This window comes from Haloferax sp. SDI50 (genome assembly GCF_059802635.1).
This window is the reverse complement of sequence record NZ_JBPULL010000001.1, coordinates 2,519,143-2,536,019: the sequence shown is the minus strand read 5'-3', so window position 1 is coordinate 2,536,019 and position 16,877 is coordinate 2,519,143. Positions and strand designations below refer to the sequence as shown.

The following is a 16,877-nucleotide window of genomic DNA, read 5'->3' as shown; positions in this document are numbered from 1 at the left end:
AATGGCACGAATGCACACCCGCCGCCGTGGCTCGTCCAGCTCGGACAAGCCGGTGGCAGACGAAGCACCGGAGTGGAGCGACGTCGACGCGGCTGACATCGAAGCCCGCGTCGTCGAACTTGCAGAACAGGGCAAGGACCCGAGCCAAATCGGCCTGTCCCTGCGCGACGAAGGCGTCAAGGGCGTTCCCGTCCCCGACGTCAAGCTCGCCACGGGCAAGAAGGTCACCACCATCCTCGAGGAGAACGACGCCGCAGGCGACCTCCCCGAGGACCTCCGTAACCTCATGGAGCGCGCCGTCCGCCTCCGCGAGCACATGGAGGAAAACCAGCAGGACAAGTCCAACCGTCGCGCACTCCAGAATACGGAGTCGAAGATTCGCCGCCTCGTCTCGTACTACCGCGGCGACAAGCTCGACGACGACTTCACGTACAGCTACGACGTCGCTGTCGAACTCCTCGAAGAATAACTGAATGTCCGTGAGCCCCGCCGAACAGACACCCGCCGCCGACGCCGCCGCGACCCTGCGCAAGGCGACGTTCGTTCGCCTCCGCGTCCACGGGAGCGGCGCCGCCGTCGCGGCCGCGGGTGTCGTCGGACGGGCGCTCAGGACACTCGACGTCCCCTTCCGCATCCGCGCGACCGACGCCCCGGACACTGTCGCAAACGACGACGTTGTGGCAGTCGTGGGGCTGTCGGACGCCGCTGCGGACCTCGAACTCGACCCGACCGACGCCGTCTCGGTCGTCCGCGAACTCGGTGTCGACCCCGACCCGGCGGTCGCGCTGGCCGGCTTCCACGCCGCCGGCGAGACGCCGGACGACGACACCGAACTCGCAGACGCCGCGGCCGACGCGGGCGTCGAAGCCGGACCCGGCGTGGCCGTCCCGACGGGCGACCTCGCCGACGGGCTGGCGCACTCGACGCTCGTCCACGCGCCGTTTTCGGCCGACAGAGAGCGCGCACAGGCGAACCTCGCCGAACTGTCGCTCCCGGCCGAACTCGACGCGGACGCCCGCAGACGCGTCGCCTCCCTCGTCGCCATCGACGCGACGACCGGCGAGGCGACCGCCCGCGCGGCGACCGCCGTCGAGCGCGTCTTGCGCTCGGAAGCGACTCCGAACGGGCCGTTCGAAACCGTCGGCGGCTTCGCCGACGTGCTCGACGCGACCGTCAGAGAGTCGCCCGGCACCGCCGTCGCGCTGGCGCTCGGACACGACGTTCGAGACGCCGCGCTCGACGCGTGGCGCGACCACGCGCAGGCGACCCACGACGCGCTCCGCGGCGCGACGACGGGCCGCTACGAGAGCCTCTACGCGCTCTCGTGTGACCTGTCGTCGTCGGGGCGACTCGCCACCGTGGCGAGGCTCGCCCGCGACTTCCGCTCGCCCGAGCCGACCGTTCTCGCGGTCGGCGTCGGTGCCGCGGCCCTCGTCTCGACCGGCCCAGCCGGACTGGACGAGGACCTCGCCGCGGCCGCGAGCGACCTGCCGGCCGCGTCCGCGACCGGGTCGCCGTCGGAGGCGACGATGACGTTCGATTCCGCGGTGGAGTCGAGCGACGTCGTCGCGGCCGTCAGGGAGGTGCGCCGATGACCCGGCGTGCGACCCTGCGGACGACCCACGACGACCCCGGCATCGTCGCCGGCGCGCTCGAACCGGACAACACGGAGTCGATGCGCACCCGAGTCGAGGGGGACGAACTCATCACCACAATCGAACGCGATTCGACCGGCGGCCTGCACGCCACGGTCGATGATTACGTCGTCAACGTGACGGTCGCCGAGACCGTCATCGAAGCCACACGAACGCACACAGACACTAACCATGAGTGAACGATCCGTCTCCAAGCAGAAGCGCGGAAAGCGATGGTACACCGTCATCGCTCCCGAGAATTTCGACCGTAAGGAACTCGGTTCGACCTTCGCGGACGAACCCGAGAAGATCAACGGTCGCACCGTCGAGTCCACCCTCGGCGACCTCAACGACGACCAGGGCGCGAACAACGTCAAGCTCACGTTCAAGATTACGGACGTGGGCAGCGACGCCGCCTACACCGAGTTCATCCAGCAGGAGCTCACCCGAGACTACCTCCGTAGTCTCGTCCGCCGCGGCGCGTCCAAAATCGAAGCCAACGTCACGGCCATCACCAAGGACGACTACCGCGTCCAGCTCCAGCCCGTCGCCTTCACGACGAAGAAGGCCGACCGGAGCCAGGAACACGAGATTCGTCGCATCATGACGAAGCTCACCCGCGAGGCCATCACGGGCCACACCTACGACGCGCTCACCGAGAGCGTCGTCGAGGGTCGCCTCTCGTCGGCCATCTACGGCGATGCGAAGGTCATCTACCCCCTGCGCCGCGTCGAGGTCAAGAAGTTCTCCCTCGAAGCCCGTCCCGAAGAGGTCGAGGCCGAAGAGGAAGCCGCCGTCAGCGTCGACGAAGGCGACGTCGCAGTCGACGTCGACGACGACGAGACCGAAGCGTAAGCCCGTCTCGCCGACGGCTCGACTTCGAATTTCGACTTTTTACGCGGCCCACCTGCGCGATGAGCGACGCCGCTGTCGGGTGTTGAATCCGGGGCAGACGGCGGGCGGTGAGTTCCGGGCTACTCCTCGACGACGATAGTGCCGACCATCCCCTGTTGCTCGTGGGGAACACAGAGATACTCGTACTCGCCGGGCACGTCGAAGGTGTACGAGTACGTCTCGCTACTGGCGATGAGGCCGCCGAGCGAGTTGGAGTAGGCGTCGCGGGCGGCCTGCTCGGTCTCGTAGCCGCCGCTGGCGAAGAACGCGGCTCCCTCGGGGAGGGTGCCCTCGTAGGCGGTGACGGTGTGGCCGCGGGAGCTCGTGTTGCGCCAGACGACCTCGTCGCCGGCCTCGACGGTCAGCGTCGGCGGGTCGAACGCGACCGCGGTCATCCCGATGTCGAAGTCGTCGCCCGACGCCGTCAGGGTCGCACAGCCCGCGAGGCCGGCGGTCGCCGCCGCACCGGCCGCCGCGAGGAACTGACGCCGCGTCCGACCGTCGTCCGAAGACCCGTGGTCTCGCATGGTCGCCTCTCGGGACGCGACCGATAAATGTCGCATGGTTCGCCCGCCGAACCGCCGAACGGGGCGGAACACGCCGTGACTGCCGGTTCGAGCGGCAGCGACGCGAAGCCGGCCGCCGACGGACGGAACGTAAGAGGGAAAGGGCAGGTACGCAATCGCATCGGTATGAGACCCCGATTCGTCGGTCGGTTGGGCCCCGCCGACGTGGTCACCGCCGGGAACGCGGCGCTGGGATTCGTCGCGGCGGTGTTAACCGCGGTCGACGTGCACCTCGCCGCCAAGGTTATCCTGCTCGCCGCGATGGCCGACGGCCTCGACGGCGTGGTCGCCCGGCGCTACGGGGGAACCGACGCAGGGCCGTACCTCGATTCCCTCGCGGACGTGGCCTCCTTCGGCGTCGCGCCCGCCCTGCTCGTCGTCGCCGTCGTCCGCGAGATGTGGGGCTTCGACCGGGTTCGGGTCGTCGCCGGCGTCGCCGTCGCCGCGCTGTTCGTCGCGGCCGCGGTCGTCAGACTGGCGCTCTACACCGCCTACGACAGCGGGTCCGACGAGACGGTCGGGGTGCCGACGACGCTCGCCGCGACGATTCTGTCTGCGGGCGTCCTCGTCGGCTTCGTCGAGCCGATGTTGCTCGTCGGCCTCTCGGCAGTTATGGCCGCGCTGATGCTCTCGGACGTGACCTACCCCGACCTCCACGCCCAGGACGCGCTCGTCATGGGTGTGGTTCAGGGCCTCGCAATCGTCTGCTCGGGGACGCTCGGTGAGGGCTTCTCGTTCGGCTTGCTGTTCTTGGCGCTCGGCTACCTGTTTCTCGGGCCGCGCTTCTACTGGGCGTGACCGGGGCGGCGGAACGGAACGCGCCCGCTTACATCCCCATGTCCGCCGCGTCGTCTGGGACCGGCAGGTCGTGCGGCGAGACGCCGAGGAGTTCCGCGACGTGGTCCAGCGCCATGTCGAAGCCGTAGTAGCGTTCGAGTTCGTCGCCGTCGGCGGTCGGTCGGACCTTCAACATCGCGTAGCCGTCGATGTTCTGGGCTACGGCGGCGGTCCGCCCGTCGCGGTCGAATTCGAGGACGCGCTCGGCGTCGGTGACGTAGTACCGCGCGGTGACGCCGTTCGCCTCTGCGGTTGCGTCGGTCATGCGAGGCGCTAGGGAGCACGGGCTGTCTAAACTATCGGTTCCGGCGGACTGGCGTGGGAGAGTGTGGCTGGACGTGACGGGCCGGCAGACCGGCGGGCCGGCGGAACGAAAGTGACGTGTGTCTCTCCCACGAGACGGGAGCTATGTGGTTTCAGAGCGGCCGCCGGCGCGACCTGTGTGCCGTCCTCTACGACGCGGGCGAACTCCGCGGGCAGAAGCTGAAGACCCGGTTGGAACGCTACTACGACCTCCGAATCGACCCCCAGTCGTTCTACGGGACGCTCGACGCGCTCGTGGAGGCGGGCCACCTCCAACGGCGGACCGAGGGCATCTACGACGTGTACGGCCTCACCGACACGGGCGCAGAGCGGGTCGAGTCGTACCACGCGTGGCTCGCGGAGCGAGTCGCAAACGGGGCGCGGGGCGCGGAGGACGCGGAGGGTACGAACGAATCGGTCGTCGACTGACGTTACTTCTGGAGCCAGTCACCGATGGTGTTGCGGAGAATCTCGCTCGTCCCCTCGTAAATCTCGTTGAGCTTCGCGTCGCGGTAGTAGCGCTCGGCGGCGAACTCCTTGGTGTAGCCGTAGCCGCCGTGAATCTGGATGCCCTCGTTGGCCACCTCGCGGCTGATTTCGCTGGCGTAGAGCTTCGCCTGTGCGGCCTCCTTGATGAACGTCTCGTCGCGCATCTTTAGGTCCGCGGCCTTGTGCATGAGGAGCGTCGCGGCCTGCACCTTCGTGTCCATGTCCGCGAGTTTGTGCTTGATGGCCTGGAAGTCCCCGATGGGCTGGTCGAACTGCTCGCGCTCGCCGGCGTACGTCACGGCGTCGTGGAGGGCGGCGCGGGCGATGCCGATAGAGCGCGCCGCGATGGTGATGCGGCCGCCGTTGAGCGTCTTCAGCGCCTGCACGAAGCCGTCGCCCTCGTCGCCGAGGAGTCGGTCTTCGGGGATTCGCATGTCGTCGAAGCGGAGTTCGGCGGTCGGACAGCCCTTGTCTCCGAGTTTGTGCTCCGTGCCCTCGACGACGAAGCCGTCGTCAACCTCGGGCCGGACGACGAACGACGAGATGCCCTTGTTACCCGCGTCGGGGTCGGTCTTGGCGAAGACGACGACGGTGTCCGCGACCGAGCCGTTCGAAATCCAGAGCTTGCCGCCGTCGACGACGTACTCGTCGCCGTCTTTGACCGCCGTGGTCTCCATGGCCGGCACGTCGCTGCCCGCGCCGGGTTCGGAGAGCGCGAACGCGCCGATGTCGGTGCCCTCGTTGAGCGGGGTCAGATACGTCTGCTTTTGCTCTTCGTTCCCGAATTCGTAGAGCATGTTGCCGGCGAGGCTCGTGTGGGCGGCGACGATGGTCCCGAGGCCGCCGGAGCCGCGGGAAATCTCTTCGAGGCCGATGGCGTAGGAGTGGTAGTCGAGGCCGGCACCGCCGTACTCCTCGGGGAAGGGCATGCCCATCAAGCCGAGTTGGCCCATCTCGGCCACGAGGTCGGCGGGGAACTCGTCGGTCTCGTCGATTTCCGCCGCGCGAGGTTTGACTTCCTCGTCGACGAACTCCGAGACCATCTCCTTGATTTGCTTCTGCTCCGCAGTGAGCGCGAAGTCCATATCTGAATCTTTCATCGACTATGCTTATGGTTTTCTCCTGCGTCGTCCCGGCCGTCCGCGGATGCGGCCCCCCACGAGACTTTTTATCCCCCCTTCCGTAATACGGGTACGCTTCGAATGTCTCGACACGCCGATGCCCGGCCACCGGCAACTGATGACGACCTCGATTGGTGTCACGATGCAGTTCAGGGGGTCTCTCGGACCTTCGCCCTCACGGTCGACGTCCTCGACGAACCGATGGCGTCGCACATCTGTATCGGATATCTCCTCTGTCGAATCGCCGACACCGTGGAGGATTCGTCTTCAATCGCGCCCGACGAGCAGGCACACCTCCTTCGACTCTACGACCGCGCGCTCGACCCCGACGACGACACCACCGTCGACGAGTTCGTGACCGCAGTACAGCCGCACCTCCCCGCGGAGGGCGAACAGTCCGACGACTGGATGGTCGTCGCCAACACCGCTCGGGTCTTCCGGACGTTCGAGGCGCTGCCGGAGGACGTGCGGGAGGCGGTCAGGCCGCCGGTCCGCGAACTCGTCTCGGGCATGGCGATGTTCGTCGAACGCTACTCGCAGACCGGCGGGCTCCGCATCCAGTCCCGCGAGGAGTTAGAGGAGTACTGCTACTACGCCGCCGGAACCGTCGGCAACCTCATCACGAACCTCGTGACCCGCGGCAACGTCGACAGCGAGCGCCGGTCGCGGCTCTACGACACCGCCGAGGAGTTCGGCCTGCTCCTCCAGCTCGTGAACATCGCGAAGGACGTGCACGACGACTACACCTCCGAGAACAACGTCTACCTCCCCGCCGACTGGCTCGACGACGCGGGCGTCCCGCAGGAGGAGGTCGTCGACCCCGAGCACAACGACCGCACGGCCTCGGTGGTCGCGCGGACCGCCGACCACGCGAAATCGTTCCTCGACGACGCGCAGACCTACTTAGAGACGGTGCCGCTCCGCGAGGGCAACACGCTCGCCGCGTGGGCGATTCCGTTCCTCCTCGCGGTCGGGACGCTCCGCGAACTCGTCGCCAACCCCGAACACGCGGTGACGGGCGAGGGGGTCAAAATCTCCCGACAGGAGGTGTTCGCCGTCGTCTCCGAGATGAACGGCGCGAGCTCCGAGTCGCTCGCCGAGATGCGCGAAATCATCTCGCGCCAGCCGTTCCACCGAGCAACGACGAACCTCGACTGAAGACGACGCCGCGCCGTCGGTCGGGCCTCGGTTCCGTTTTCGCGTCTCTTCTCCGTCCGTTCGCTTCGAGCGCCGCCGAACGCGGCGGTGAGTTCCTCTCCCGTGAACGCCACGCTTCGCACCCGCCGCGACCCCGTCGGAACCGAATTCGAGGGCCATGCGGTCCCGTGACGAACGCGGTTTGGGAGGATTTTTAGTAACCCAAGCATAACGGGCGTCTATGAGTACCGAAGAAGCACACGACGACCACGGCCATCACCTGCCGGCGGTTCAGGACTGGCCGCGCGGCTTCGGCGAGGCGAGCTGGTGGCCGTTCGTCACCGCCGTCGGAGGCGCGGGCATCTACGCCGGTGCCGGGCTGTACGTCATGGGACAGGACGGAATCGTCGGCCAGACGGCGGGCCCCGCCGTGTTCATCGGCAGCATCTTCCTCTTCCTGGCCGGACTCTACGGCTGGTTGTACCACGCGTTCGTGAGCCACTTCTGGTCGCGCGACGCGAGCCAGAAGAGCGCGTCGAAGCTCCGCTGGGGGATGATTGCCTTCCTCGGCTCCGAACTCGGGACGTTCGGCGCGCTGTTCGCGTACTACTTCTTCATCCGCGCGGGGACGTGGCCACCGCAGGAACTCCCGCATCTCACGGGGTCGTTAGTGCTAGCGAACACCGCCATCCTCATCGTGTCCAGTCTCACGCTCCACTGGGCGCACGTCGCCATCCGCGAGGAGAACCACCGTAACTTCGTCCTCGGGCTCGCGGTCACGCTCCTGCTCGGCGTGATATTCATCGGCGGGCAGGTGTACGAGTACTACGAGTTCATCGTCCACTCGAACTTCTCGATTACCGACGGCATCTTCGGGTCGGCGTTCTACGGCCTCACCGGCCTGCACGGCCTCCACGTCAGCCTCGGCGCGGTGCTTCTCGGTATCGTCTTCGTCCGCGCGCTCCGCGGGCAGTACTCCGCCGAGCGCCACGTCTCCGTCAGCACGGCCTCGATGTACTGGCACTTCGTGGACGTCGTCTGGATCTTCCTCGTCGTCGTCCTCTACGTCGGCGCGGAAGTCGGCGCGTAACGTCACCGTCCGTCGCCGCGACGCCGCGGCACCGATTCTTTCGAACCGCTCTTTTCCCGAGAGCCGCGCACGTCGACCGACGGCCGGACCGACCCGTCAGCGGCCGCTCACCCGAACTGCTCGTTGAAGCGGTAGATGTCTTCGTCCACGCCGGCGACGACGAGGTCGTCGTCGGCTTCGACCCGGAACTTCGGGCCGACCTCGGTGACGAGTGCACCGTTTCGCTCGACGGCGATGACGGTGCAGTTCGTTCGGGCGCGAACGTCGGCCCCGGCGAGGGTCCGCCCCACGAGGCCGGGGGCGTTCGTCCGGACGATTTCTATCTGCGACTGCGGCGCGATGACCTCCTCGTCGAGCACCGTCGAGGCGAGCATCCGGCCGGCGACCGTCGACAGCGCGAGCACGTAGTCCGCGCCGGCGCGGTAGAGTTTGGCGATGCTCTCGGTCTCGTTGGCGCGGGCGATGACCTCCGTCTCCTCGGAGACGCGCTCGGAGACGAGCGTGGCGAAGACGGCCGTGGTGTCGTTGTCGAGCGCGAGGAGGACGCCGCGGGCCTCGGAGACGTTCGCCTCGGAGAGCGTCTGCGGGTCGGTGATGTCGCCGACGAGGTCGACGCCGGGCTTGTCCTGCTTGTCGACGACGAGGTGCGGGACGCCGGCGCTCGCCAACTTCTCGGCCGCGGTGGAACCGACCTCGCCGTATCCGGCGACGATGACGGTTCCGCGGCGGAAGCGCCGCGCCGACGACAGCGTCAGCGCGCGGAGTTCTTCGAGTTGCTTCTCGCGGCCGACGACGAGCAGGATTGTGTGTTCGTCGATGACGGCGTGGGGGGCCGGCGGGGAGACGAACTCCCCGGTGAACCACGCGCCGATGACGTTGACGCCGGTGACGTCCCCGATGCCGCTCTCGGCGATGGTCCGACCCTCGGCGGGGCTGCCGCGCTGGACGAGCAGCTCCGCGACCTCGAAGTCCTCGCCGATTTCGATGGCGTCGCCGAGTTCCGAGGAGATGGACGTGGTCGCCTTGCCCGCGAGGCTCTCGCCGAGGAGCCGGCGCGGCGAAACGACCCGGTCGGCCCCGGCGTAGCGGTGGTAGTCAGCGACATCGGGGTCCTCGATGAGGCTAACGACGCGGGCGTCAGGCGCGGCCTGCTTCGCGGCGAGGATGATGCTCGCGTTCGTCTCGTCGTCGTCGTCGGCGACGATGGCGAGCGCCTCGGCCGCGTTCGCCGCGTCCAGCGACTCGACGTCCTCGGGGTCGCCGTGGACGACGTCGTAGCCCGCGCCGTGTAGCTCCTCGGCGCGGTCCCGGTCGGCTTCGAGAATCACGTAGGGCACGTCCATCGAATCGAGTTCGTCCACGAGGGCGTCGCCGCGAGGGGTGAACGTGCAGATAACGACGTGGTCCGAGCGCGTCGACGCCGTCGGCGGCGCGGTCCGCAGGGCGTCTTCGACGAGCGGGACGAGAAATAGCGGGAGCGTGAGGAAAACGGTCGTGACGCCCGTGAGTTGCATCAGAATCGACAGCGCGAGTAACGGCGGATGGTCGACCCAAAATCGGGTCTGTTCGCCGTAGCCCGTCGTCGTGAACGTCTCGACGACGACGTGGACCGCCTGCAAGAAGGTGATGTCCTCGCCGGCGAAAAAGCCCGCCGCCCACTGGTAGGCGATGGAGAACATGAGCATCAACAGCCCGGCACCCGCGAGATAGCGGCCGAGTCGCCGCTTCGCCTTCGACAACCCGGGGCCGTCGCCCGAAATAGACATACACCCGCTATGGCCGCCGGTGGCTAAAAGCGTCCTGACGCGGGAGGCGTTCCGTGAGCCGCCGTCGAGACGCCGCGCTCGCGGGGTCGGCTCTCCTCGCCGTCGCGGCCGGGCTCTCGACCTATCCGCTCCTCCTCGCGGCGGTCGAGTTTCGGAGTCGCGGCCGAGGGGAGAGCCGCCCGTGATTCTGCCCCGCAGACCTGTTACGCGAGGAATACTTAACAGCCGCCCGTCCCCCTGTACGGGTATGTGTAGCACACCGTCCGACCGCCGAGGCGACAGTCGGCGGCCGTGACGCTTTCGGGAGATAGCGCGGCGACGCCGCGGACGACACGTCGGACGAGACGGCGCGTGCTCGAAACCGGCGGCGCGGCGGCTGCAGCCACGCTGGTGGTCGGGGGACTGCTCGCGGTCGAGTGGCTCTGGCTCGTCTCGCGGGCCGCCCCCTCGCCCGAGACCGCCGCGGCGACGTGGGCCGCCGGGACCCTGCTCGTCGTCGTCGGGCTCTGCGCGTACGCCTACGCGAACGCGGACGAGAACGTCGCGCCCGGAAACGCCGGAACGGCCGAACCCGCGGCGGGGTCGGCCCGCGCCTACGACGACCTCGGGGTCCCGACCACCGTCACGCTCGTCCGCGGGTTTCTCGTCGCGGGCGTCGCGGGCATCGTCGGTGTGGCGCTCCACGGGTCGCTGAGTCCTCCGTGGGCGTGGGCCGCCGCCGCCGGCTACGGGGTCGCCGCCGCGCTCGACGCGCTCGACGGGGCGCTCGCCCGCCGACTCGACCGCGTCAGCCGCCTCGGCGCGCGACTCGACACCGCGGTCGACGCCTTCGGCCTCCTCGTCGCCCCGCTCGCGGGCGTCCTCCTCGGCGAACTCGCGTGGTGGTATCTCTCGGTCGGCGCGGCGCGGTACGTGTTTCTCGTCGGCCGCCGCCTCCGCGAGCGAGCGGGCCGGCCGACGTTCGACCTCCCGCCGCGGGCCTCGCGGCGCGTCCTCGCCGGCGTCCAGATGGCCGTCGTCCCGCTGGCGCTCGCGCCCGGCGTCTTCGACTCGTGGATGCCGCTCGTGACCGGCGTCGCGGCCGCGGCGCTCCTGTGCGGCTTCGCTCGGGACTGGGGCTACGTCTCGGGGCGACTCGGGAGCGAGAGCAACGGAGACGCGCCAGTCGCGGAGTAATCAGTCGAGTTCGGCCAACACGTCGAGGTTGTGAGCGACGTACGTGAGTTCGTCGCCCGCGAGGGCGTCGTGTCGGGCGTCGAGCCACCCGTCGAGCGTCGCGCGGTCGACCGCGGCCGACTCGCCGACGGATTCCTCGACGAAGCCGAGGATGCGGTCGAGGAAGATTCGCGCCTCGTCGTCGTGCGGCGGGTGGACGACCCAATCCGAGCCGCCGGCCGCGACGACCGGCGCGCCGAGTTCCCGCAGGGTCGACAGGAGGTCGGAGCCGGTGTTCGGTCCCGCGCGGTCGCCGCCGCGCATCGTCTCGTGGTACGCACCGAGCACCGCGTCGTCGTCGGGGTGGCTCGGGCGGAACGCGGTTCGACCGTCGAACGTGATGGGCGCGTAAAAGAGGCCGTCGTCGGTGAGCCGCGAGAGGAGCGCGTCAACCGCCCGTCGGAGCGGGAGCACGTCGAAGACCGCGTGGGCGACCACGAGGTCGATTGCCTTCGGGAGGACCGTCATCGCCTCGAAGAGGTCGCTCGTCACGTAGGTCAGCGAGACGCTGCGGCCGTGGCGTTCGATGCGGAAGCCGTCGGGCGTCGGCTCGGCGGTCCAGCCGGCGGCGCGCGCCCACTCAGCGAACGCCGCGGCCGCGTGGTCGGCCATCCCGCGCGTTCGGTCGACCATGACGTACTTTATCTCGTCGTGCGCGTCGAAGACGCCCCACGAGAGGAGCCGCCGACACATCGCGCCCGTCCCCGCCCCCACCGAGACGACGCGGAGCGGCTGTCCCGACCGCGACTCGGCGCGCGCCTCCAGCCGGTCGATGAGGCTCGCGAGCGTCGGTCGGTGGAGCGCGCGGTCGTCCACGGGCTCCTTCGCGCGGAGGTAGTGGACGAACCGGTCGTCGTGGCTGGTCACGACCGACCCGTCTCGGCGGACTCGTATAACCGTTCTCCCGGCTCGGTCCCGACCGCGGCGAGCGAATCGGTCACAGCAGACACGCTGAAGTGTGAACTGAGCTAAACATTCGCTCGATTCGCCCGGAAAGTATTTGATTCGGTTCCGGTGATGTAACCCCAAATGGATAGCGAGATTATTGACGCGGTGACCGGGTGGGACTCCGCGCCCGCCGAACGAGGCTACGGTGGCCTCCGGTCGCTCGCGGACGACGGCTTCACAGGAGCCGTCGTCGCTGGCATGACGTGGGGATTCATGCTCAACGGCCGTCTCCTCGGCGTTTTCGACGGGGCGGTTGCAGATTTCGAGGGTGAATCGTTCGAGGCGCACCGCGCACCGGACCCAGCGCTGCCGCTTCTGTACGCGATGCAGGAGACCGGCGGCGACGTCCGCGCGCAGTACTACACGGAGGAGACGCCGCTGCAAGACGCAAACGGAACGCTCTCGTCGGGCGGCTTCACCGGCTACGTCGAACTGTCCGAGAACGTGCTCTCGGGCGACTACTTCGTCGTCTACCACGGGGGGAAGTCGATGAGCGCCGCCTTCGTCGGCAACAGCAAGCGGCTCATCACCGGCGACGAGGCGTTCGAGCGCGCGAGCGACGAGGTTGGCATCTACAAGGTTTACGACGTGGATATCGACCTCGTCGACATTCCCGAGGCCGACTCCGACGAGGGAGCCGACGATGCGACGGGAGCCGCCGCGGGCGGCGTCGCTCCGGCGGACGACGAGACCGACGCGACAGACCCGTCCGAGGAGCCGGAGCCCGAACCGGTGGTTCCTGACGAGTCGGGGGCGGCAACCGCTGCCGACGAGACCGCACCCGAGCCCGCCGACGGTGACGGCGATGACGATGGAGACAGCGACGACGGCGAACCCGTCGACAGCGAGCCGGCGATGGCCGACGCTCCGGCCGACGAAGAACCGGACCCCGCGGCGGCCGCGGCTGACGCGACCGCGGACGACGCCGAGCCGGCAGCGTCGACGAGCCCCGACGACGAGTGGACCGAGACGGGGTCCGGACCGTCTGTGACTCCGGGCGGGTCGCGGTCTCCGGAGTCAACCGAGGCGGCCGCGTCGCCCACGAGCCGGCCCGTGCCGGAGGAGTCGCGGCCGCCGACAGGCGAGGGACCGGTCGTCACCGACGCCCCACAGAAGAACGGCGAGGCGGCGTCTCCGGACCCGGACCCGGACCCGGACCCGAATCCGGAGGGCGGCGCGACCGGCGACGACGTGTTCTCCGCCGAGGCGCAGTGGCGAAACGCCCGGTCGATTCCGTCGCTCGACCCCCGCGACGCCGAGGGAGAGTCCGTCGACGGCCGCCCCGGGACGCCTCGAAGCCACCAGCGGAACACGACGCAGGCGACGCATCGCCGGCAGTCACAGGGCGAATCGCGGGCGTCGCCGCAAGACCAGAGCCAGCGGCCGAACCAGCGGCAGGCCCAGCCGGCCGACGGGACGCCGGACGAGCCCGCCGCCGACCCGGCGGAAGCCGAGTCGCTGAAAGAGCAGGTCGAGGCGCTGGAGTCGGAGCGCGACCGGCTCGAATCCGAGCGCGACTCACTCCGCGAGGAGCGCGACGAACACCGCTCTCGCGCCGAGGAGCTGGCAGACCGCGTCGCGGAACTCGAATCCGAGGTCGAACGGCTTCGGGGACAGCTCGACGAGGCGGGGATTCGGTCGACCGACCGCTCGATGTCGGCCGACGAGGCGCTCCGCGGGACGAACCTGTTCGTTCGCTACGCCCGCAAGGGCGAGGCGACGCTGGAGAAAGCCCACGACGGGCAGGCCTCCCGCGAGGAGGTCGTCGAGAACCTCCGGCTCGAACACCACACCACGTTCGACACGGAGGGGCTCGGCATCGACGGCCAGCCCTACGAGGAGTTCCTCCACGAGACGCCCGAGTACGGCTTCGCCAAGTGGGTCGTCACCGACCTGCTCTACGAAATCGGCGAGACGGGCAACCGGTCGAGCCTCGCGGGCGTCTTCGACTCGATTCCGAAGGCCGACCGAATCGAACTGTACGGGAGCGTCTCGATACCGCTCGGCGACGGCGAAGCCGAGTCCCGGCAGTTCGACATCATCGTCCGCGATCAGATGGGTGAGCCGCTGTTCGTGGCGAACCTGAACGACTCGCGGGACCCGGCGACCCGGCCGATGGTCACCCAACTCATCAAGGACTCGAAGAGCGTCGCCAACGCGAAAGAGACGCTCGGCTCGGCGTTCGTGGTCACGAAGAGCTTCTTCGAGCCGGGGGCGCTGGAGGCCGCCACCGAGGAGACCGGCGGGGGTCTCCTGAGCCGGTCGAAACGCAAGAGCTTCGTGAAGCTCTCGCGGAAACAGGGCTACCACCTCTGTCTGGTCGAAGCGCGGGGTGGCGAGTTCCACCTGAACGTGCCCGACCTCTGAGTCGGCCCAGATTCGACCGTCGCCGCGGTCGCTGTCGCTGTGTTAGTTTGTGCCCGCGGTCGCTGTCGCTGTGTTAGTTTGTGCCCGCGGTCGCTGTCGCTGTGTTAGTTTGTGCCCGCGGTCGCCGCGGCTGTCGGCGGTACTAAGCGATAGTGAAACGACCGCGGGGCTCGGAGAGCGTCCGCGGCGAGTGTCCGTGGTGTCGGGTCGGTACCGTTCGGTTCCGACCGCGTCGAAGCGTCGCTAACGCGGTCGGTCCGATGTCGTGCCCGGAGAGACTCGTCGGACGAAACAGGATAGAACGACCGCGTGCGCCTGAAGTGTGGTTAGTTCTCGATTTCGGCCGCTTCCTCGATTTTCATCGATTCGAGCTTGCCGACGATTTCGTCGAGCTTGTCGTCGAGTTCGTCGACGAACTCCTGGGTGCGCTCGGTGGTGATTGCGCCCTGGCTGGAGGGCTCGATGAGGTTCTCTTCTTCGAGAACGCGGAGGGAGTAGCGAACCTTGTGGTGCGGGTAGCCCGTCTCGTTGGACATCTTCACGATGCCGATCGGCTCACTTTCGATGACCATCTTCAGGACCTGGAGATGGCGCTCCAACATATCGACTTCCTTCTCAAGTCGGTCTATCATGCCATTTGTTAACTCTTCTTGGGAGGCTTTAAGCCTTGCCCTCCGAGCCGGCGAAAAATGAGATAACGCGACCTTAACGAGGACACTAATTAACCGTTGTGTTATCCGTCGCCACGCCAATGCGTGTTCATGGCGTATTCCTCGGAAACGGTTCGGGAATTAGACACGAACGTGCATTGCTAGTCGGCCGCGACCGTAATCTGTTTAGTCCGGCGCGGGGAACGGCCGACGTATGACTGTTACCATCGTCGGTTCGCAACTCGGCGACGAGGGCAAAGGCGCGCTCGTCGACCTGTGGGGCGGCGACGCTGATATCGTCGTCCGCTATCAGGGCGGCGACAACGCCGGCCACACCGTCGTCGAAGACGGCGAGGAGTACAAGCTTTCGCTCGTCCCGAGCGGGGCCGTCCGCGACAAAATCGGCGTGCTCGGAAACGGCTGCGTCATCAACCCGCGGACGCTGTTCTCCGAAATCGACGACCTCCGCGAGCGCGGCCTCGACCCCGACGTGCGCCTCGCCAAGCGCGCGCACGTCATCATGCCGTACCACCGCCGCCTCGACAACATCGAAGAGGAGGCGAAGGCCGACTCGGACCTCACCGTCGGCACGACCGGCCGCGGCATCGGTCCCACCTACGAGGACAAGGCGGGCCGCCGCGGCATCCGCGTCGGCGACCTGCTCGACCCCGACGTGCTCCGCCAGCGACTGGAGTACGTCGTGCCCCAGAAGCAGGCGCTCATCGAGGACGTGTACGGCCTCGAAGCCGGCGAGGAGTGCGACGTGGAAGCGCTCGTCGAGGAGTACACCGAAATCGGCCGCCGCCTCCGCGAGGACGACATGGCCGTCAACTGCGGCGACTTCCTCGCCGAGCGCCGCGAGGCCGGCGACAACGTGATGTTCGAGGGCGCGCAGGGCACGCTCATCGACATCGACCACGGGAGCTACCCGTACGTGACCTCCTCGAACCCGACCGCGGGCGGCGCGGCCACCGGCACCGGCGTCGGTCCGACCGTCGTCGGACAGGGCGAGGTCGTCGGCATCGTCAAATCCTACCTCTCCCGCGTCGGCGAGGGCCCGATGCCGACCGAACTGAACGGCAACGACCGCGACGAGGAGCTCGCGGACTTCATCCGCGAGAAGGGCGGCGAGTTCGGCACCGTCACCGGCCGCCCGCGCCGTATCGGCTGGCTCGACATGCCGATGCTCCGCCACGCCGCCCGCGTCAGCGGCTTCACCGGCATCGCCGTCAACCACCTCGACGTGCTCGCCGGCCTCGACGAGGTCAAGGTCGGCCACGCCTACGAACTGGAGGGCGACGAACGCCTGACGATGCCCGCGACGACCGAGCGCTGGGGCGAGTGCGAACCCGTCCTCAAGGAGTTCGACACGTGGCCGGAAGTCGACTGGGCGGCCGTCGCCGAGGAGGGCTACGACGCCATCCCCGACGCCGCACAGGACTACCTCGAATACCTCTCGGACGAACTCGACGTGTCGATTTACGCCGTCGGCGTCGGCCCCGGTCGCGAGCAGACGGTCCACCTCGAAAACCCGTTCGACGACTGAGCGCCGCGCAGTCGTCCACCCGGTGACGGCGCGCTTCCGCCCGCCGACCACCGCCGTGACGGCGGCGAACCCGTACGCTTTTACTTCGCGCAATCCACCGTCACGACGATGAAAGAATCCCTGATGGACATCCTCTGTGACCCCCTCGACAAGAGCGAACTCGAGTTGGAAGTCGACGAGCGCGACGGCGACGAAATCATCGAGGGGCGGCTCATCGGTACGGTCACCGGCGAGGTGTACCCCATCGAGGACGGCATCCCGAACCTCCTGCCGCCGGACATGCGCGACGACTGAGGAGACACCTCATCGGACCT

The 16,877-nt window shown here is 68.3% G+C and carries 19 protein-coding genes; 13 read left to right on the top strand and 6 right to left on the bottom strand.

Annotation, left to right across the window (positions count from 1 at the left end):
* Window position 1 precedes the first annotated feature (1 nt).
* Genes ACSR87_RS13380 through ACSR87_RS13365 form a run of 4 tightly spaced genes read left to right on the top strand, consistent with a single transcriptional unit; the run spans window position 2 to window position 2,489 of the window.
* Window positions 2–469: a 30S ribosomal protein S15 gene (locus ACSR87_RS13380; RefSeq protein WP_004977438.1), complete on the top strand. Its 468-nt coding sequence runs from the start codon at window positions 2–4 to the stop codon at window positions 467–469.
* A 4-nt stretch (window positions 470–473) separates the two neighbouring features.
* On the top strand, window positions 474–1,595 hold the full coding sequence (locus ACSR87_RS13375; RefSeq protein ID WP_498530807.1) for an exonuclease: 1,122 nt from the start codon (window positions 474–476) through the stop codon (window positions 1,593–1,595).
* Window positions 1,592–1,834: a KEOPS complex subunit Pcc1 gene (locus ACSR87_RS13370; RefSeq protein WP_498530806.1), complete on the top strand. Its 243-nt coding sequence runs from the start codon at window positions 1,592–1,594 to the stop codon at window positions 1,832–1,834. Before ACSR87_RS13375 ends, ACSR87_RS13370 begins: the two co-directional genes overlap by 4 nt.
* The gene (locus ACSR87_RS13365; protein WP_498530805.1) at window positions 1,827–2,489 is read left to right on the top strand and encodes a 30S ribosomal protein S3ae; all 663 of its coding nucleotides are present in this window, start codon (window positions 1,827–1,829) and stop codon (window positions 2,487–2,489) included. The genes ACSR87_RS13370 and ACSR87_RS13365 overlap by 8 nt, the downstream gene beginning before the upstream one ends.
* Window positions 2,490–2,608: 119 nt before the next feature.
* Here ACSR87_RS13365 and ACSR87_RS13360 read toward each other — a convergent pair whose 3' ends face one another.
* Window positions 2,609–3,055, bottom strand: coding sequence for a cupredoxin domain-containing protein (locus tag ACSR87_RS13360; protein ID WP_008578301.1), 447 nt, complete (start codon window positions 3,053–3,055; stop codon window positions 2,609–2,611).
* A 165-nt stretch (window positions 3,056–3,220) separates the two neighbouring features.
* On the opposite strand from ACSR87_RS13360, the gene ACSR87_RS13355 reads away from it, so the two are divergent.
* Window positions 3,221–3,892: a protein sorting system archaetidylserine synthase gene (locus ACSR87_RS13355; protein WP_498530804.1), complete on the top strand. Its 672-nt coding sequence runs from the start codon at window positions 3,221–3,223 to the stop codon at window positions 3,890–3,892.
* Window positions 3,893–3,920: 28 nt separating this feature from the next.
* Here ACSR87_RS13355 and ACSR87_RS13350 read toward each other — a convergent pair whose 3' ends face one another.
* Complete coding sequence (locus ACSR87_RS13350; RefSeq protein ID WP_498530803.1) at window positions 3,921–4,196, bottom strand: DUF7111 family protein; 276 nt, start codon at window positions 4,194–4,196, stop codon at window positions 3,921–3,923.
* 143 nt (window positions 4,197–4,339) lie between these two features.
* On the opposite strand from ACSR87_RS13350, the gene ACSR87_RS13345 reads away from it, so the two are divergent.
* Window positions 4,340–4,663 carry a DNA-binding protein gene (locus ACSR87_RS13345; protein ID WP_498530802.1) on the top strand — a complete coding sequence of 108 codons (324 nt, stop codon included), beginning with the start codon at window positions 4,340–4,342 and terminating at the stop codon, window positions 4,661–4,663.
* Between the two features lie 2 nt (window positions 4,664–4,665).
* Here ACSR87_RS13345 and ACSR87_RS13340 read toward each other — a convergent pair whose 3' ends face one another.
* Window positions 4,666–5,808: an acyl-CoA dehydrogenase gene (locus ACSR87_RS13340; protein WP_498530801.1), complete on the bottom strand. Its 1,143-nt coding sequence runs from the start codon at window positions 5,806–5,808 to the stop codon at window positions 4,666–4,668.
* Window positions 5,809–5,925: 117 nt separating this feature from the next.
* On the opposite strand from ACSR87_RS13340, the gene ACSR87_RS13335 reads away from it, so the two are divergent.
* A complete protein-coding gene (locus tag ACSR87_RS13335; protein WP_049897022.1) occupies window positions 5,926–7,002 on the top strand; it encodes a phytoene/squalene synthase family protein in 1,077 nt (358 codons plus the stop codon).
* Window positions 7,003–7,222: 220 nt separating this feature from the next.
* Entirely contained in the window at window positions 7,223–8,071 is an 849-nt protein-coding gene (locus ACSR87_RS13330) for a cytochrome c oxidase subunit 3 (protein ID WP_004063857.1), read from the top strand.
* Window positions 8,072–8,178: 107 nt separating this feature from the next.
* On the opposite strand, the gene ACSR87_RS13325 is transcribed toward ACSR87_RS13330, so the two are convergent.
* Window positions 8,179–9,837, bottom strand: a complete 1,659-nt coding sequence (locus ACSR87_RS13325) for a potassium channel family protein (RefSeq protein ID WP_498530800.1) — start codon at window positions 9,835–9,837, stop codon at window positions 8,179–8,181.
* Between the two features lie 53 nt (window positions 9,838–9,890).
* On the opposite strand from ACSR87_RS13325, the gene ACSR87_RS13320 reads away from it, so the two are divergent.
* Complete coding sequence (locus tag ACSR87_RS13320; protein ID WP_498530799.1) at window positions 9,891–10,022, top strand: hypothetical protein; 132 nt, start codon at window positions 9,891–9,893, stop codon at window positions 10,020–10,022.
* 166 nt (window positions 10,023–10,188) lie between these two features.
* Entirely contained in the window at window positions 10,189–11,013 is an 825-nt protein-coding gene (locus ACSR87_RS13315; protein ID WP_498530798.1) for a CDP-alcohol phosphatidyltransferase family protein, read from the top strand.
* Here the strand turns inward: ACSR87_RS13315 and ACSR87_RS13310 are convergent, their stop codons facing one another.
* Window positions 11,014–11,919 (bottom strand): SAM-dependent methyltransferase, encoded by a 906-nt coding sequence (locus ACSR87_RS13310; protein ID WP_498530797.1) that lies wholly within the window; start codon window positions 11,917–11,919, stop codon window positions 11,014–11,016.
* A 162-nt stretch (window positions 11,920–12,081) separates the two neighbouring features.
* On the opposite strand from ACSR87_RS13310, the gene ACSR87_RS13305 reads away from it, so the two are divergent.
* Window positions 12,082–14,367 (top strand): DUF7527 domain-containing protein, encoded by a 2,286-nt coding sequence (locus ACSR87_RS13305; protein ID WP_498530796.1) that lies wholly within the window; start codon window positions 12,082–12,084, stop codon window positions 14,365–14,367.
* A 326-nt stretch (window positions 14,368–14,693) separates the two neighbouring features.
* On the opposite strand, the gene ACSR87_RS13300 is transcribed toward ACSR87_RS13305, so the two are convergent.
* Window positions 14,694–14,999: a hypothetical protein gene (locus tag ACSR87_RS13300; RefSeq protein WP_004043804.1), complete on the bottom strand. Its 306-nt coding sequence runs from the start codon at window positions 14,997–14,999 to the stop codon at window positions 14,694–14,696.
* A 232-nt stretch (window positions 15,000–15,231) separates the two neighbouring features.
* On the opposite strand from ACSR87_RS13300, the gene ACSR87_RS13295 reads away from it, so the two are divergent.
* The gene (locus ACSR87_RS13295; RefSeq protein ID WP_498530795.1) at window positions 15,232–16,563 is read left to right on the top strand and encodes an adenylosuccinate synthase; all 1,332 of its coding nucleotides are present in this window, start codon (window positions 15,232–15,234) and stop codon (window positions 16,561–16,563) included.
* A gap of 108 nt (window positions 16,564–16,671) precedes the next feature.
* Window positions 16,672–16,857 (top strand): methytransferase partner Trm112, encoded by a 186-nt coding sequence (locus tag ACSR87_RS13290; protein WP_013035425.1) that lies wholly within the window; start codon window positions 16,672–16,674, stop codon window positions 16,855–16,857.
* Window positions 16,858–16,877 lie beyond the last annotated feature (20 nt).

What these genes read in the sequence shown, in the direction of transcription:
- ACSR87_RS13340 (WP_498530801.1), bottom strand. Translation starts at nt 5,808, where the DNA reads ATGGACTTCGCGCTCACTGCGGAGCAGAAGCAAATCAAGGAGATGGTC.
- ACSR87_RS13345 (WP_498530802.1), top strand. Translation starts at nt 4,340, where the DNA reads ATGTGGTTTCAGAGCGGCCGCCGGCGCGACCTGTGTGCCGTCCTCTAC.
- ACSR87_RS13365 (WP_498530805.1), top strand. Translation starts at nt 1,827, where the DNA reads ATGAGTGAACGATCCGTCTCCAAGCAGAAGCGCGGAAAGCGATGGTAC.
- ACSR87_RS13350 (WP_498530803.1), bottom strand. Translation starts at nt 4,196, where the DNA reads ATGACCGACGCAACCGCAGAGGCGAACGGCGTCACCGCGCGGTACTAC.
- ACSR87_RS13305 (WP_498530796.1), top strand. Translation starts at nt 12,082, where the DNA reads ATGGATAGCGAGATTATTGACGCGGTGACCGGGTGGGACTCCGCGCCC.
- ACSR87_RS13380 (WP_004977438.1), top strand. Translation starts at nt 2, where the DNA reads ATGGCACGAATGCACACCCGCCGCCGTGGCTCGTCCAGCTCGGACAAG.
- ACSR87_RS13290 (WP_013035425.1), top strand. Translation starts at nt 16,672, where the DNA reads ATGAAAGAATCCCTGATGGACATCCTCTGTGACCCCCTCGACAAGAGC.
- ACSR87_RS13335 (WP_049897022.1), top strand. Translation starts at nt 5,926, where the DNA reads ATGTCTCGACACGCCGATGCCCGGCCACCGGCAACTGATGACGACCTC.
- ACSR87_RS13360 (WP_008578301.1), bottom strand. Translation starts at nt 3,055, where the DNA reads ATGCGAGACCACGGGTCTTCGGACGACGGTCGGACGCGGCGTCAGTTC.
- ACSR87_RS13330 (WP_004063857.1), top strand. Translation starts at nt 7,223, where the DNA reads ATGAGTACCGAAGAAGCACACGACGACCACGGCCATCACCTGCCGGCG.
- ACSR87_RS13325 (WP_498530800.1), bottom strand. Translation starts at nt 9,837, where the DNA reads ATGTCTATTTCGGGCGACGGCCCCGGGTTGTCGAAGGCGAAGCGGCGA.
- ACSR87_RS13355 (WP_498530804.1), top strand. Translation starts at nt 3,221, where the DNA reads ATGAGACCCCGATTCGTCGGTCGGTTGGGCCCCGCCGACGTGGTCACC.
- ACSR87_RS13375 (WP_498530807.1), top strand. Translation starts at nt 474, where the DNA reads ATGTCCGTGAGCCCCGCCGAACAGACACCCGCCGCCGACGCCGCCGCG.
- ACSR87_RS13300 (WP_004043804.1), bottom strand. Translation starts at nt 14,999, where the DNA reads ATGATAGACCGACTTGAGAAGGAAGTCGATATGTTGGAGCGCCATCTC.
- ACSR87_RS13295 (WP_498530795.1), top strand. Translation starts at nt 15,232, where the DNA reads ATGACTGTTACCATCGTCGGTTCGCAACTCGGCGACGAGGGCAAAGGC.
- ACSR87_RS13370 (WP_498530806.1), top strand. Translation starts at nt 1,592, where the DNA reads ATGACCCGGCGTGCGACCCTGCGGACGACCCACGACGACCCCGGCATC.